Source organism: Bradyrhizobium sp. SZCCHNS3052 (assembly GCF_032484495.1).
Taxonomy (GTDB): domain Bacteria; phylum Pseudomonadota; class Alphaproteobacteria; order Rhizobiales; family Xanthobacteraceae; genus Bradyrhizobium.
In genome coordinates, this window is sequence record NZ_JAUETB010000008.1 from 47,862 (window position 1) to 63,123 (window position 15,262).

Annotated in this window: 11 protein-coding genes; 8 read left to right on the forward strand and 3 right to left on the reverse strand. The window is 66.8% G+C overall.

The genetic code is table 11. The features are described 5' to 3' along the window. Positions 1 to 62 precede the first annotated feature (62 nt). Complete coding sequence (locus tag QX073_RS22980) at positions 63 to 1,142, forward strand: BMP family ABC transporter substrate-binding protein (protein ID WP_315717790.1); 1,080 nt, start codon at positions 63 to 65, stop codon at positions 1,140 to 1,142. Between the two features lie 75 nt (positions 1,143 to 1,217). Here the strand turns inward: QX073_RS22980 and QX073_RS22985 are convergent, their stop codons facing one another. Further along, a complete protein-coding gene (locus QX073_RS22985; protein WP_316226408.1) occupies positions 1,218 to 2,564 on the reverse strand; it encodes an 8-oxoguanine deaminase in 1,347 nt (448 codons plus the stop codon). A 140-nt stretch (positions 2,565 to 2,704) separates the two neighbouring features. Here QX073_RS22985 and QX073_RS22990 point away from each other — a divergent pair, with 140 nt between their 5' ends. Both QX073_RS22990 and QX073_RS22995 read left to right on the forward strand, forming a co-directional pair. After that, entirely contained in the window at positions 2,705 to 3,529 is an 825-nt protein-coding gene (locus QX073_RS22990) for an FAD binding domain-containing protein (protein WP_316226409.1), read from the forward strand. Continuing rightward, the gene (locus QX073_RS22995; RefSeq protein ID WP_316226410.1) at positions 3,526 to 6,240 is read left to right on the forward strand and encodes a molybdopterin-dependent oxidoreductase; all 2,715 of its coding nucleotides are present in this window, start codon (positions 3,526 to 3,528) and stop codon (positions 6,238 to 6,240) included. The genes QX073_RS22990 and QX073_RS22995 overlap by 4 nt, the downstream gene beginning before the upstream one ends. 23 nt (positions 6,241 to 6,263) lie before the next feature. On the opposite strand, the gene QX073_RS23000 is transcribed toward QX073_RS22995, so the two are convergent. Then, a complete protein-coding gene (locus QX073_RS23000) occupies positions 6,264 to 6,566 on the reverse strand; it encodes a hypothetical protein (RefSeq protein ID WP_316173040.1) in 303 nt (100 codons plus the stop codon). A 199-nt stretch (positions 6,567 to 6,765) separates the two neighbouring features. Between QX073_RS23000 and QX073_RS23005 the strand changes: the two genes are divergently transcribed. Continuing rightward, positions 6,766 to 7,950 (forward strand): urate hydroxylase PuuD, encoded by a 1,185-nt coding sequence (locus QX073_RS23005; RefSeq protein WP_316167599.1) that lies wholly within the window; start codon positions 6,766 to 6,768, stop codon positions 7,948 to 7,950. A gap of 434 nt (positions 7,951 to 8,384) precedes the next feature. Then, on the forward strand, positions 8,385 to 8,684 hold the full coding sequence (locus QX073_RS23010) for a hypothetical protein (protein WP_316226411.1): 300 nt from the start codon (positions 8,385 to 8,387) through the stop codon (positions 8,682 to 8,684). A gap of 310 nt (positions 8,685 to 8,994) precedes the next feature. Here QX073_RS23010 and QX073_RS23015 read toward each other — a convergent pair whose 3' ends face one another. Beyond that, the gene (locus QX073_RS23015; RefSeq protein WP_315717797.1) at positions 8,995 to 9,633 is read right to left on the reverse strand and encodes a TetR/AcrR family transcriptional regulator; all 639 of its coding nucleotides are present in this window, start codon (positions 9,631 to 9,633) and stop codon (positions 8,995 to 8,997) included. A 317-nt stretch (positions 9,634 to 9,950) separates the two neighbouring features. On the opposite strand from QX073_RS23015, the gene QX073_RS23020 reads away from it, so the two are divergent. Genes QX073_RS23020 through QX073_RS23030 form a run of 3 tightly spaced genes read left to right on the forward strand, consistent with a single transcriptional unit; the run spans position 9,951 to position 15,219 of the window. Then, positions 9,951 to 11,072 carry an efflux RND transporter periplasmic adaptor subunit gene (locus QX073_RS23020; RefSeq protein WP_316173038.1) on the forward strand — a complete coding sequence of 374 codons (1,122 nt, stop codon included), beginning with the start codon at positions 9,951 to 9,953 and terminating at the stop codon, positions 11,070 to 11,072. Further along, a complete protein-coding gene (locus QX073_RS23025) occupies positions 11,072 to 12,145 on the forward strand; it encodes an efflux RND transporter periplasmic adaptor subunit (protein WP_316226412.1) in 1,074 nt (357 codons plus the stop codon). The genes QX073_RS23020 and QX073_RS23025 overlap by 1 nt, the downstream gene beginning before the upstream one ends. After that, entirely contained in the window at positions 12,142 to 15,219 is a 3,078-nt protein-coding gene (locus tag QX073_RS23030) for an efflux RND transporter permease subunit (RefSeq protein ID WP_316226413.1), read from the forward strand. The genes QX073_RS23025 and QX073_RS23030 overlap by 4 nt, the downstream gene beginning before the upstream one ends. Positions 15,220 to 15,262 lie beyond the last annotated feature (43 nt).

Genomic DNA, 15,262 nt, shown 5'->3' on the forward strand with positions numbered 1-15,262 from the left:
AGCGATGGGGCGCGGTGCTCTGGCTCACGAGGTTTTCCCCGGATTGTTTGGAGGCATGGACGATGATGAAAAGGCTTCTGGGGGCTGCCGCCGCGCTAGTGCTGGCGGGAAGCATCGCCGGCGTGGCGCACGCCGCCGACAAGCTGAAGGTCGGCTTCATCTACCTCGGGCCGATCGGCGACCTCGGCTGGACCTATCAGCATGAGCTCGCGCGCCAGGCGCTGGTGAAGGAGCTCGGTGACAAGATCGAGACGACCTATCTGGAGAACGTACCGGAAGGCCCGGACGCCGAGCGCGCCATCGAGCAGTTGGTCCGCGCCGGCAACAAGCTGATCTTCACGACCTCGTTCGGCTACATGGATCCGACCCTGAAGGTCGCCAAGAAGTATCCCAACGTGCATTTCGAGCACGCCACCGGATACAAGCGCGACAAGAACATGTCGACCTATTCGGCGCGCTGGTATCAGGGCCGCTACATCCAGGGCATCATCGCCGGCAAGATGTCGAAGGCCGGCGTGCTCGGCTATATCGGCTCGTTCCCGATCCCGGAGGTCATTTCGGGCATCAACGCCACCATCATCGGCGCGCAGACGGTCAACCCGAACATCAAGGTCAAGATCATCTGGGCCAACACCTGGTTCGACCCCGGCAAGGAAGCCGACGCCGCCAAGGCGCTGATCGACCAGGGCGCCGACATCATCATGCAGCACACCGACAGCCCGGCTGCCATGCAGATCGCAGCCGAGCGCGGCAAGCTCGCCTTCGGCCAGGACTCCGAGATGATCAAGTTCGGCCCCAAGGCGCAGCTCACCTCGATCCTCGACACCTGGGGGCCCTACTACATCGCGCGCGTCAAGGCCGAGCTCGACGGCACCTGGAAGTCGGAGGACACCTGGGGCGGCCTCGATTCCAAGATGTTCGAGATGGCGCCCTATACCAACATGCCCGATGACGTGAAGAAGCTGGCCGAGGAGACCCAGGCCGCGATCACCGCCGGCAAGCTGCACCCGTTCAAGTGCCCTGTGCTCGGCCAGGACGGCAAGGAGATCGAGTGCAAGGGCGGCGACCATCTCGCCGACGGCCAGATTCTCGGCATGAACTTCTATGTCAAGGGCGTCGACGACAAGGTGCCGGGCAAGTAGACGCAGCACCCGGCAGGAACTCTCCCCACACGTCGGGGGGAGTTCTCGAGCGGATATTTTCCAACGCTGCGCGCTTCACCCTCCCCGCATGGACTTGGCGGCCGCGCTGTGCCGATCGATCAGCCCGCCGACGTCCAGTCCCGGAATTGCGCCGTCGATCACGGTCCAGCGGCCGCCGACCATCACGCGGTCGGCGCGGTGGGCGCCGCAGAGCACCAGCGCAGCGATCGGATCCCCTGAACCCGAGAAGCGCAGCTCGTCGAGTTTGAACAGTGCGAGGTCGGCGGCCTTGCCCACCGCGATCTCGCCGAGCTCCGGCCGGCCGACGCAGGCGGCCGAGCCCTTGGTTGCCCAGCGCAGCGCATCCTTGTGGCTGATCCGGCCAACGCCGTAGCGCGCCCGCTGCAGCAGGAACGCGGCACGCACCTCCTGCATCAGGTTTGAGCCGTCGTTCGACGCCGAGCCGTCGACGCCGAGGCCGATCCCGACGCCCGCCTCCTCCATCTCGCACACCGGGCAGCAGCCGGACGCGAGCAACTGGTTCGAGCAGGCGCAGTGAGTGATCGTGGTCTTGGCCATGCCGAGCCGTTTCATCTCCTCGGCATTGAAGAAGATGCCGTGCGCCAGCCAGGTTCGCGGCCCGAGCCAGCCATGCGTCTCCAGATAGTCGAGCGGACGGCAGCCGAACATCGCCTCGCAGAAGCGGTTCTCGTCCTCGGTCTCCGCGAGATGGGTATGCAGCCGCACGTCGAGCTTGTCGGCGAGATCGGCCGTCTTCTGCATCAGCGATCCCGTGACCGAAAACGGCGAGCACGGCGCCAGCGCGATCTGCACCATCGCATCCGGCCCGCGCTCGTGATAGGTCGCGACCACGCGCTCGCTGTCGGCGAGGATCGTATCCTCGTCCTGCACCACACTGTCCGGCGGCAGTCCGCCGTCGCGCTCGGACAGGTTCATCGAGCCGCGGGTCAATAGCACTCGAATGCCCAGCCGCTTCGCAGCCGCCACCTCGATGCCGACCGCGTCCTCGAGGCCGGCCGGAAACACGTAGTGATGATCGGTCGTCGTCGTGCAGCCGGACAGCATCAGCTCGGCCATCGCAACCGTGACCGCCGCATCCAGTGCCTCCGGCGTCAGCTTCGCCCAGATCGGATAGAGCGCCTTCAGCCAGGGGAACAGCTCGCGGTCCATCGCAGCCGGCAGCGCGCGCGTCAGCGTCTGGTAGAAGTGATGATGGGTGTTGATCAGCCCGGGGATCACGACATGCCCGCTGGCATCATAGATCGCCGCATCAGCGGTGGCCGGCTCGGCCTCGGCAGGCACCAGCTCGGCGATGCGGCCGTCCTTGACGACGACACCGCGCGCAGCACCCTCGGCGAGAATGGCGAGCGGGTCCTTGATCCAGATCGGCGTCGTGCTCATGGCTGCCTCGTCTCGGTGATTGGGCGTTTGCATGTGCCGGTAACTTGCAAGCGGAAGGCCAGCGTCATCCTATTGCCAGTTGGCGCTGGTCTTGCAAGGATTCCACCCGCGATAGGCTGCGCCCACGAGCTGGCTTCACCATGGATCTGAACACCATCACGGAGGTCGTGCGCCCGAGGACGCGGGCCGAGCTGCCCAGCTGGCAGGCAGGCGATGCCTGGCTGGCCGGCGGCACGTGGCTGTTCTCGGAACCGCAGCCGCGCCTGTCGCGGCTGATCGATCTCAGCGATCTCGCCTGGCCGTCTCTCAGCATCAGCGATCAGGGCCTGTGCATCGCCGCGACCTGCAGCGTCGCCGATCTGGACGCGCTGCCCTGCCCGGCCGAGTGGATCGCGGCGCCGCTGATCGATCGATGCTGCCGCGCGTTCCTCGCTTCGTTCAAGATCTGGAAGACGGCGACCGTGGGCGGCAATCTCTGCATGTCGCTGCCGGCCGGGCCGATGATCTCGCTGCTCGCCGCGCTCGAGGGCGTCTGCACGATCTGGAAGAACGACGGCAGCGAGCAGCGCATCCGGGTCGCCGACTTCATCACCGGCAACAACAGCAACGTGCTCGCGCCTGGAGATCTGCTGCGCCAGATCGACATTCCGCTGGCCGCGCTCAAGCGCCGCACTGCCTTCCGCCAGATCGCACTCACCCCGGTCGGACGCTCCGGCGCGCTGCTGATCGGCACCTCGGGCCGCAGCGGCGACCTGCTGCTCACGGTAACCGGATCGACTATCAAGCCGCAGCAGCTGCGCTTCGCCACGATGCCCGACCCAACCGAATTGCGCGCCGGCATTCTCGGCAGCATCCCAGACGCGTCGTATCATGATGATGTTCATGGCAAGCCCGCCTGGCGCAAGGCGATGACTCTGCGCCTCGCCGAGGAGATCCGCGCCGAGCTCGCGGGCTTCAGGCCATGACCGTGATCGTCGATGGCAAGGAGGTCGATGCTGCCCCGCGCCCCGGGCAATGCCTGCGGACCTTTCTGCGCGACACCGGCCATTTCGGCGTCAAGAAGGGCTGCGACGCCGGCGATTGCGGTGCCTGCACTGTGCTGCTCGACGGCGAACCGGTGCATAGCTGCCTGATCCCTGCCTTTCGTGCCGATGGCAAGGCGGTCACGACTGTCGAAGGCCTCGCGACCGATGACGGCCTGCATCCGATGCAGCAGGCCTTCCTCGATGCGCAGGCGTTCCAATGCGGCTTCTGCACCGCCGGCATGATCGTCACCTGCGCCTCGTTGAACCAGGCGCAGAAGAAGGATCTCGGCGCGGCGCTGAAGGGCAATCTGTGCCGCTGCACCGGCTATCGCGCCATCGAGGACGCGCTGCTCGGCCACGTTCATGTCGAGCAGGTCACAGCCGGCGAAGCCTTCGGACGCAGCCTGCCCGCCCCCGCCGGTCCCGACGTCGTACGCGGCCGGGCGCGCTACACCTTCGACATGACGGTCGAAGGCCTGCTGCACGTCAAGCTCGCGCGCTCGCCGCACGCGCATGCGCGCATCGCCGGCATCGACAAGAGGGCTGCGCTGGCGGTGCCGGGCGTGCACGCGGTGCTGACGCATGAGGATGCGCCGGCGACGCTGTTCTCCACCGCGCGCCATGAGCAGGCCTGGATGGATCCGGCGGACACCCGCGTGCTCGACGACGTCGTGCGCTTCATCGGCCAGAAGGTCGCGGCCGTCGTCGCCGAGACCGAGGCAGCGGCCGAAGAGGCCTGTCGGTGTCTCGTCGTCGACTACGAGATCCTGCCTGCCGTGGTCGATCCCGCTGACGCGATCGAGCCCGGCGCGCCGGTCATTCACGCCGGCCGTGGCAGCGCGCATCGCATCGCGGACGTCGGCCGCAACATCGTCGCCGAGACCCATGGCGAGTTCGGCCACGTCGCCGCCGCGCTCGCGTCCGCCGCCGCGACCTATGAAGGCACCTTCACCACCCAGCGGGTGCAGCATGCGGCGCTTGAAACGCACGGCGGTCTCGCCTGGCTCGACGAGAACGGCGCGCTTACCGTCCGTTCCAGCACGCAGGTGCCGTTCCTGACGAAACGGGCGCTGTGCGAGATCTTCGACCTCGCGCCCGATAATGTCCGCGTGTTCTGCGAGCGCGTCGGCGGCGGCTTCGGCGGCAAGCAGGAGATGTTCGTCGAGGATATCCTCGCGCTCGCCGCGCTGAAGACAATGCGCCCCGTGAAGCTCGAATTCACCAGAGAGGAGCAGTTCATCGCGACCTCGACGCGGCATCCGATGCGCGTCACGGTCAAGGCCGGCGCCGACAAGGATGGCAAGCTGACCGCGCTGCAGCTCGATGTTCTTTCCAACACCGGTGCCTACGGCAATCACGCCGGGCCCGTGCTGTTCCATGCCTGCGCCGAGTCGATCTCGGTCTACAATTGTCCCAACAAGAAGGTCGACGGCCTCGCCGTCTACACCAACACGGTGCCGGCCGGCGCCTATCGGGGCTACGGCCTGCCGCAAACCACCTTCGCGGTCGAAGCCGCGATCGACGAGCTCGCGCGGCAGCTCGGCATCGACGCTTTCGAGATGCGACGCCGCAACATCGTCAGGCCGGGCGATGCCATGCTGGCGCCGCCGGCATCCGGGCACAGCGACGTGCTGTACGGCTCCTACGGGCTCGACCAGTGCCTCGATCTGGTCGAGCGCGCGATGGCCGAGGCCACGCCGACGCCGGAGCTGGCGGCCGAGTGGCTGAAGGGCGATGGCATCGCGCTGACGATGATCGACACCGTGCCGCCCAATGGCCATATCGCCGATGCCACCGTCAGCCTGCGCGACGACGGCGGCTTCGTGCTCACCGTCGGCACCGCCGAGTTCGGCAACGGCACCAGCACCGTCCATCGCCAGATCGCCGCGACCGTGCTCGGCACCACGGTCGGTCGCATCAGCCTCAGACAGTCCGACACGGCGCATGGCGGCCACGACACCGGCGCCTATGGCTCGACAGGCACCTTCGTCGCGGGACGCGCGACCCAGGCTGCGGCCGAGGCGCTGGCCGAGACGATCAAGCGGTTCGCGGCCGACAGGTGGAACGTCGCTCCCGGCGCCTGCGTGATCGCCGATGATGCAATCACCTGCGGCGCACACCGTCTCGCTTTCGCCGAGCTCGCGAACGCCAGCGGATCGCCGCTCACCGCGAGCGGCAGTTCGCATGGCACGCCGCGCTCGGTCGCGTTCAACGTCCAGGGTTTTCGCGTCGCTGTGAACAAGGGGACCGGCGAGGTCAGGATCCTCAAGAGCGTGCAGGCCGCGGATGCCGGCCGGGTCGCCAATCCGGTGCAGTGCCGCGGCCAGGTCGAGGGCGGCGTGGCCCAAGCGCTCGGTGCCGCGCTGTACGAGGAGATCGTGATCGACGACACGGGCCGCGTGATCAATCCGCGCTTCCGCGACTATCACCTGCCGTCCTATGCTGACGTGCCGCGCACCGAGGTGCTGTTTGCCGACACCCACGACACGATCGGCCCATTGGGGGCGAAGTCGATGAGCGAGAGCCCCTATAATCCGGTCGCCGCCGCGCTCGGCAACGCGCTGCGCGCCGCGACCGGCATCCGCTTCACGGCCGTGCCGTTCAAGCCGGACCGGCTGCTTCCGCAGTTGCAGGAGAAATTCGGTGAATGAGGCGGTCTGGGGAAACGGCTGCGCTATGGCTTGGGTCGGCGATCGTACGACCAACCGAACAGGCCGCTCCGCTGGGTCTCGGGCTCCGGTTCCGCAGCCGGCTCCGACGGCTGGGCGGCCGCCTGTGGCGGGGCGACGGGAGCGACCGGCTTGGGGATGCTCTCGCATTTCATCGCATAGACCAGCTTGCCGTCCTCGGTTCGTCCGATCGGCGCGCAGGCATCGGCGCGCTTGGCCGCGCTCTGCTTGGGTGCGGTCTGCGCCGCCGCCAGAGGCACACCAGCGAACTGTCCCAACACCAGCATCATCAGAACCAGTCTCGTCATTCCGCCCGTCCCGCTTGTCAGACCGCCACATTGAACGCAATCGCGCCGCCGGAGTCCACCGCATCACGCGCGCATGACAGCTAATCTGTTGTGCACTGACTGCCACAGCGACGCGCTGGAAATCAGATGCGATCGATGCCACAGATGAGACGCAGGCACTCGGCTCTGGACTTGCCCTGTCGAAGGAGATGAGCGCGCGATGTGGGCTTCGATCATATCGGAATGGCTGAGCCTGATCTTCCGCTGGCTGCACGTGATCGCCGCGGTCGCCTGGATCGGCAGCTCGTTCTACTTCATCGCGCTCGACCTCAGCCTGAGGCCGCGCGAGGGCCTGCCGACCGGCGTGATGGGCGAGGCCTGGCAGGTGCATGGCGGCGGCTTCTACCACATCGTCAAATATCTGGTGGCCCCGGCGCAGATGCCGAGCGAGCTGACCTGGTTCAAATGGGAGGCCTACACCACCTGGCTGTCCGGCTTCGTGCTGATGATCGTGGTGTACTATCTCAACGCCGACCTGTTCCTGGTGGACAAGTCGATCCTCGATCTCACGCCCCTTCAGGCCGGCCTGTTCAGCTTCGGCTCGCTGGCGCTGGCGTGGCTGCTCTACGAGGCCGCCTGCCGCAGCGGCCTTGCCCGGCACGAACTGCCATTCGCGATCGGCGGCTACATCTTCCTCGTCGCGCTCACCTACGCCTTCACCCACGTGCTGAGCGGCCGCGGCGCCTTCAACCAGATCGGCGCCATCATCGGCACCATCATGGTCGCCAACGTGTTCGCGGTGATCATCCCCAACCAGAAGAAGATCGTCGCCGCGCTGCTCGCCGGCGAGGCGCCGGATCCCAAGCTTGGCAAGGCCGGCAAGGAGCGCTCGGTCCACAACAACTATCTGACCCTGCCGGTGGTGGTGCTGATGATCAGCAATCACTATCCGCTCTTGTTCGGCACCCGCTACAATTGGGTGATCGTCGCCATCGTGCTCGCGCTCGGGCCGGTCATCCGCCACTTCTTCAACGAGCGTCACAAGGGCAATCCATCGCCATGGTGGGTGTGGGGCGTCGCAGCCGCGGGCATGATCGGCATCCTGCTGCTGTCCGCAGCGGGTCCTCGCGACGCCAAGACGGCCCTGAGCGCCCCGCCGAGCTTCGCGCAGGTCGAGGAGATCGTGACCTCCCGCTGCAGCATGTGCCATGCCGCCGAACCCGTATGGGACGGCATCGTCGCGGCGCCCAGGGGCGTGCGGCTCGACACTGCCGACAACATCCAGCGCAACGCGCGGCTGATCGCACGCAACGCCGCGTGGTCGAGCGCCATGCCGCCCGGCAACATTACCGAGATCACCGGCGAGGAGCGCGCCGTGCTCGCGGCGTGGGCCAGCGCGCAGTAGCAGCCACGTCTGCCGATCGTCGTGCTGGACATCTCAAACAGCCGGTCTCGTCGCGTACCTGATGCGCAGAAACGCATTTGATCCGTTACTCGGAGAGATGACGCGGCTTCGCGTTGCCGCGACGCGATGCGCCCGGATCGTGCGATATCTCGGCCCTCATCGTAACGAGAGGGCGCAGGGAAGGCCGGACCTCGGCGACGATGGATGCTCGCTTCGGTTCCCCACGACGAATGCGCGAAGCCGGCACAAGGACAACCGGATCTTCGCAACGCGGAGTTGAACTGCGACGCGTGCGACGACGATTGAGCTGGAGCACATCCGATTGTCGTCATGACCTTGCGGCAAAATTTACCACCCATTGGGACGCGGCTTGGCGGCAGAAAACATGGCGCTAGAGTGGCGCCCACAATCAGCTACCAGCGAAACGCCCCATCATGTCGATCTCCGTCAAAGGCCGGCTGGCCATTGTCGCGCTCATCGCGCTTGCCTGCTTCGCAAGCTCGGTGCTGAAGCTCTATCTGGGGCTGCTGTGCATCTCGCTGCTCGTGAGCTTTGCCGTGGTCGGCGTCGTGGCCCGGCTGGTCGAAGGGATCGCCATCAGGCGCGACCGGAGCAGCGAGCGGCGTCTGGCACGTCGTCGCGATCGCTCCGCTCTCATCGACGAGCCGCAGCCGGTGTCGATGACGACGATGGATCATGTCGACACGCCGTCGCCGGCGGGCCCCGTGCGATGAGCGGGATGCGTACGTCCGCGCCGGCCTCGTCGTTCCGCCTGATCGTCAGCATCGTCGCCAGCGCCGAACGACGTCTACGGTCATCGATCCACCGTCTCGCGATCGCGCGCTGAGGGACTGCGATTATCGCACATCGGAGAATGGCAAATGGCGCTACGAGCTCGACCGTTGGAACGTCGACGACCAGATCGTCCTTCCGGCCCAGCCGATCGCGGACACGGCGACGCCGCGCACAGTGGCGATGCATCGGAAGAGCAGCGCGTGGCCGTTCAAATAGCCGCCCTGATCGCATCGATACGCCGCCTGTACCTCATGCCTTCGTCCGCTTCCGCTTCGCCTCGAGAGCGTTCAGATAGGTAGCCATCATCTCCGGCAACGCGGCGACCACGACGTCGCGACTGCGCGGATCCTGCTCGCGCGTGAACAGCAGGGTGCCGAGCACGACGGCATCGAGCGTAGTGGCCGCCTGTTTGCCCAGTTCGTCGCCAAGCCTGGCGCGCATGACGCGGTCGATGACGGCCCTGAACTCGGCATGCACGGTCTGGTCGTGCAGATCGAGCGTCGCCAGCGCATCGGGATTGCGGACGAAGTAGCGGATCGCCCAGCCGATCAGTTGCTCGATGACCTCTGCGGGCGCCAACGCTGCCCATTCCGCATCGCTCCGCTGCAGCACGCGATCGAATGCCGGCTGCAGCTCGGCATCGTGACGTTCGGCGAGCGCGTCCAGCATCTGATCCTTGTCACGGAAGAAGTGATAGACCGAGCCGATCGAGGCGCCGGCGCGCTGGGCCGCGGCATGCATGCTGACGGCACCAATCCCGGACTCGGCGATGATGGCGGCTGCGGCGTCGAGCAGCTGCTCGCGCCGCTCACGGCCCCGCGCCTGGCGCGGCGCACGTGATGTCGTGCGCGCGGGGTCATTCAGGTCAGTCGCAGCTTTGCGTCGCACGTTCGCGTCATGCCTTGGCTCACCGCGGCGGCAGCGATGGCCGATGTCCCAACGGGAGCGCCCGGCAACCCACACGGGGGGAATTCGAAACCGCCACGAGAATGTTACTAGACGAATTATTCTAGATTTGATTGTCTAATTCACGCACTGTCAAGAGGATGGTGTTCAACTTTCGCGTGAACCTTGCCTGCAACGGCGGGGCGGCTGCGCGGATTCTGCGGCGCTGCTGACGACCAACAGGCGCTTTCCGGTCCTTGCGTGCTTGCGCGGCAGGACGGGAATGATCGCCACCACCCAACCGGGCCGAAGATACGACCATGTCTCCAATCACAGGATTCCCCTTCCTTCGGGCGCCGGGCTCACGCCTGCTGGCCGCGGCCGGCTGTGCTGCCGTCGGCCTGCTGCTGGCCGGCTGCGAGCAGAAAACGGCCGCAACCGCACCGCCGTCCCGGCTGGTGCGAACCGAGGTGGTCAAGCTGTCGGAGCGCCGGCAATCGATCACGCTGACCGGCGACGTCCAGGCGCGCGTGCTCGCCGACCTGTCGTTCAGGGTCAGCGGCCGCGTCACGGAGCGGCTCGTCGAGGTCGGCGCGCACGTCAAGGCCGGACAGTTGCTCGCCAGGATCGATCCGGCCGAGCAGCAGGCCGACCTGGATTCCGCCGAGGCCGCCGTGACCGCCGCGGAGTCGCAGGTGAAGGTCGCGACCTCCAACTTCAATCGGCAGCAGACGCTGCTCTCCAGCGGCTTCACGACGCGCGCGACCTTCGACCAGGCCCAGGAGACTCTGCGGACGGCGGAAGGCTCGCTGGAATCCGCCAAGGCCCAGCGCGACACCGCCAAGGACGCGCTGACCTTCACCGAGTTGCGCGCCGACGCCGACGGCACGATCACCGCGCGCAATATCGAGGTCGGCCAGGTGGCGCAGGCGGCGCAGTCCGTGTTCACGCTCGCGCGTGACGGCGATCGCGATGCCGTGGTCGACGTCTACGAGGCGGCGCTGTCGTTGAAGTTCGACGGCACCAAGGCCGCGATTGCGCTGCTCTCGGATCCCTCGGTGACGGCCAAGGGTCAAGTGCGCGAAGTCTCGCCGACCATCGATCCCAAATCCGGGACCGTCCGTGTCAAGATGGCAATCGAAAATCCGCCGCCCGAGATGATCCTCGGCAGCGCCGTCAGCGTCACCGGCTTCATCAAGCCGGAGCAACGCATCGTGCTGCCCTGGAGCGCGCTCACCGCGGCCGGCAAGACGCCGGCGGTGTGGCTGGTCGATGCCGCCGACAAGACCGTGTCGCTGAAGCCGATCACGATCGAGGACTACGAGACCGGCGCGATCGTGGTGTCGGCCGGGCTGCAACCGGGTGACCGCGTCGTGACCGATGGCGGCAAGCTGCTCAGCGTCGGCCAACAGATCGTATTCAACGAGGAGAAGCGGTCGTGATGACGCCCATGCGTTGTGTTCTTCCGCTCGGCGCGCTCGCTCTGCTCGCCGGCTGCAACGAAAAGGCCGCCGCTCCCGAGCCGGTCCGGCCGGTGCTGTCGATGAAGATCGAGCCGCAGGCGGCCAACGGCTCGGCCGTCACCGGCACGATCGAGCCGCGCTACAAGGCCGATCTCAGTTTCCGCGTGCTCGGACGGCTGATCGCACGGCCCGTCTATATCGGCGACATGGTCAAGCAGGACCAGGTCGTCGCGGCGATCGATCCCGCCGCGCTCGAGCTCGCCGTGCGTGCCTCGGCCGCCGAGGTCTCGCGCAGCCAGGCGCAACTGACCAATGCGACCGGCACCGAGGGCCGGCAGCGGACCTTGCTGGAAACCGACGCCACCACCAAGGCGACCTTGGAGAGCGCGGAGCAGTCGCGCGCAGCCGCCCAGGCCTCCGTCGTCAAGGCGCAGTCCAATCTCGCCAAGGCGCGTGAGCAGCTCGGCTACGCCCAGCTCAAGGCGGATTTCGCCGGCATCGTCACCGCGGTCGGCGCGGAAGTCGGACAGGTCGTCTCGCCGGGCGTGAGCGTCGTCACCGTCGCGCGGCCCGACATCCGCGAAGCCGTCATCGATGTCGGCGACGACATCGCCGGGGCCTTGCAGGCCGGCACGCCGTTCACCGTGCGGCTACAGGTCGATCCCAGCGTCAGCGCCGCCGGCAAGGTGCGCGAGATCGCGCCGCGCGCCGACGCCACCACGCGCACGCGCCGCATCCGCATCACGCTCGACAATCCGCCCGAGATCATGCGGCTCGGCACCACGGTGACCGCCTCGCTCGATATCGAGCAGAAGACCGTCATCCGGCTGCCGCGCTCGGCTGTGCTCGAGCAGAACGACAAGAGCTTCGTCTGGCTGGTCGACGCTACCAGCAAGACGGTGAAGCGACAGGAAATCACGATCGCCCGCAACGAGGACGGCAGCGTCCGCGTCACCGGCGGCCTCGAAGCCGGGCAGCGCGTCGTCACCGCCGGCGTGCACAGTCTCAAGGATGGCCAGTCCGTCCGCATCGATCAGGAATCTCAACCGTGAAGTCCTTCAACCTCTCCGACTGGGCGCTCGAGCACCGCTCGCTCGTCTGGTATTTCATGATCGCTTTCATGGCTGCGGGCCTCTTCTCCTACGTGCATCTCGGCCGCGAGGAGGATCCGTCCTTCACGATCAAGACGATGCTGATCCAGGCCAAATGGCCCGGCGCCTCCGCCGAGGAGATGACGCGCCAGGTCACCGACCGCATCGAGAAGAAGCTGGAGGAGCTGCCGGCGCTCGACTACACCAAGAGCCTGACGGTGCCCGGCCAGACCACCGTGTTCGTCAATCTGCGCGACACCACCAAGGCACGCGACGTCGTCCCGACCTGGCTGCAGGTGCGCAACCTGATCAACGACATCAGGGGCGACTTCCCGTCCGGCGTCGTCGGGCCGGGATTCAACGACCGCTTCGGTGACGTGTTCGGCAACATCTACGCCTTCACCAGCGACGGCCTCAGCCAGCGTCAGCTGCGCGACCGCGTCGAGGAGGTTCGCGCCAAGGTGCTGACCGTGCCCAATGTCGGCCGCGTCGACATCGTCGGCGCGCAGAACGAGGTGATCTATCTCGAATTCTCGCCGCGCAAGGTGGCCGCGCTCGGCATCGACCAGCGCACCATTCTGACGGCGCTCCAGGCGCAGAATGCGGTGTCGCCGTCCGGCGTGCTGCAGGCCGGCCCCGAGCGCGTCGCCGTACGCGTCTCCGGCCAGTTCACCTCCGAGGAGAGCCTCAAGGCGATCAACCTGCGCATCAACGACCGCTTCTTCCCGCTCACCGACGTCGCCACCATCACCCGCGGCTATGAGGACCCGCCGACGTCGCTGTTCCGCTTCAACGGCCAGCCGGCGATCGGACTTGCCATCGGCATGAAGGCCGGCGCCAATCTGCTCGACTTCGGCGAGGCGCTGAAGGAGGAGATGGCGAAGGTCGTCGCCGACCTGCCGGTCGGCGTCGGCGTGCATCTCGTCTCGGACCAGCCCAAGATCGTCGAGGAAGCCGTCGGCGGCTTCACCAAGGCGCTGTATGAGGCCGTGATCATCGTGCTCGCGATCAGCTTCGTCAGCCTCGGCGTCCGCGCCGGCCTCGTGGTCGCGATCTCGATCCCGCTGGTGCTCGCCATCACCTTCCTGTTCATGGCCTACACCGGCATCTCGCTGCAGCGCATCTCGCTGGGCGCGCTGATCATCGCGCTCGGCCTCTTGGTCGACGACGCCATGATCGCGGTCGAGATGATGGTGGCGCGGCTCGAGGTCGGCGACTCCTTGCGCAAGGCCGCAACCTACGTCTACACCTCGACCGCCTTCCCCATGCTGACGGGCACGCTGGTCACGGTCGCCGGCTTCATCCCGATCGGCCTCAACAACAGCGCCGCCGGCGAGTTCACCTTCACGCTGTTCGTCGTGATCGCGGTGTCGCTGGTCGTGTCCTGGATCGTGGCCGTGCTGTTCGCGCCGCTGCTCGGCGTCACCATCCTGCCCGCGACCTTGCCGAGTCACCATGCCGAGGGCGGCCGGCTGACCCGGATCTTCCGCGCCATGCTCAATGCCTGCATGCGGAACCGCTGGACCACGATCGTCGCCACGGTCCTGATCTTCGGGCTGTCGGTGTTCGGCATGCGCTTCGTGCAACAGCAGTTCTTCCCCTCCTCTGACCGCAATGAGCTCGTCATCGACTTCAACCTGCCGCAGAACTCCTCGATCGCCGAGACCAACACGCAGATGGCGCAGTTCGAGAAGGAGGCGCTGAAGGGCGATCCCGACATCGACCATTGGTCGACCTATGTCGGCTCCGGCGCCCAGCGCTTCGTGCTGTCGTTCGACGTGCAGCCGGCCGACGTGTCGTTCGGCCAGATCATCATCGTGACCAAGAGCCTCGAGGCGCGCGACCGTGCCCGCGCCAAGCTGCAGGCCTATCTGACCAAGACGTTCCCCGGCACCGACGCCTATGTGCATCTGCTCGACATCGGCCCGCCGGTCGGCCGCCCGGTGCAGTATCGCGTCAGCGGGCCCGATGTCGCCAAAGTGCGCGAGATCGCGCAGGAATTGGCCGGCGTCCTGCGCGGCAACAGCCATCTCGGGGCGGTCATCTTCGACTGGATGGAGCCGGCGCGCGTCGTGAAGGTCGACGTGCTGCAGGACAAGGCGCGCCAGCTCGGCGTCACCTCGGAGGACATCGCGAATGCGCTGAACAGCGTGCTCGACGGCACCTCGATCACCCAGGTGCGCGACGACATCTATCTGATCGACGTACGCGGCCGCGCCCAGGCCAAGGAACGGCAGTCGCTGGAGACCTTGCGCGACCTGCAGCTCTCCGGATCCAACGGCCAGTCGATCCCGCTCGCGGCGCTCGCGACCCTGCGCTACCAGATCGAGCAGCCGGAGATCTGGCGCCGCTCGCGCCAGCCGACGCTGACCTTGAAGGCCAGCGTGATCGATCAGGTGCAGCCGAACACGGTGGTCGATCAGCTCAAGCCGGCGATCACGGCCTTCGACGCCAAGCTTCCGGCCGGCTACAAGGTCGTCACCGGCGGCAGCGTCGAGGAGAGCGCCAAGAGCCAGGCGCCGATCATCGCGGTCGTCCCGATCATGCTGTTCACCATGGCCACCATCCTGATGCTGCAACTGCAGAGCTTCCAGCGGCTGTTCCTGGTGTTCGCGGTGGCCCCGCTGGCCTTGATCGGCGTCGTCGCAGCACTGCTGCCGAGCGGCGCGCCGCTGGGCTTCGTCGCCATCCTCGGCGTGCTCGCGCTGATCGGCATCCTGATCAGAAACTCGGTGATCCTGATCGTGCAGATCGAGCATCTGCGCGAAGAAGGACGGCCGCCGTGGGAGGCCGTGATGGAGGCGACCGAGCACCGCATGCGGCCGATCATGCTGACGGCGGCCGCGGCCTCGCTGGCGCTGATCCCGATCGCGCGCGAAGTGTTCTGGGGTCCGATGGCCTATGCGATGATGGGCGGCATCATCGTCGGCACCGTGCTGACCTTGCTGTTCCTGCCGGCGCTCTACGTCGCCTGGTTCCGCATCAAGGCGCCGGACGCGACGGCGGCGTCCGCGGCCACGCCGCACGGGGCGTGAATCGCGGATAATTGCGTGGGATAAGCCGTTCGCGTGGGTTAAA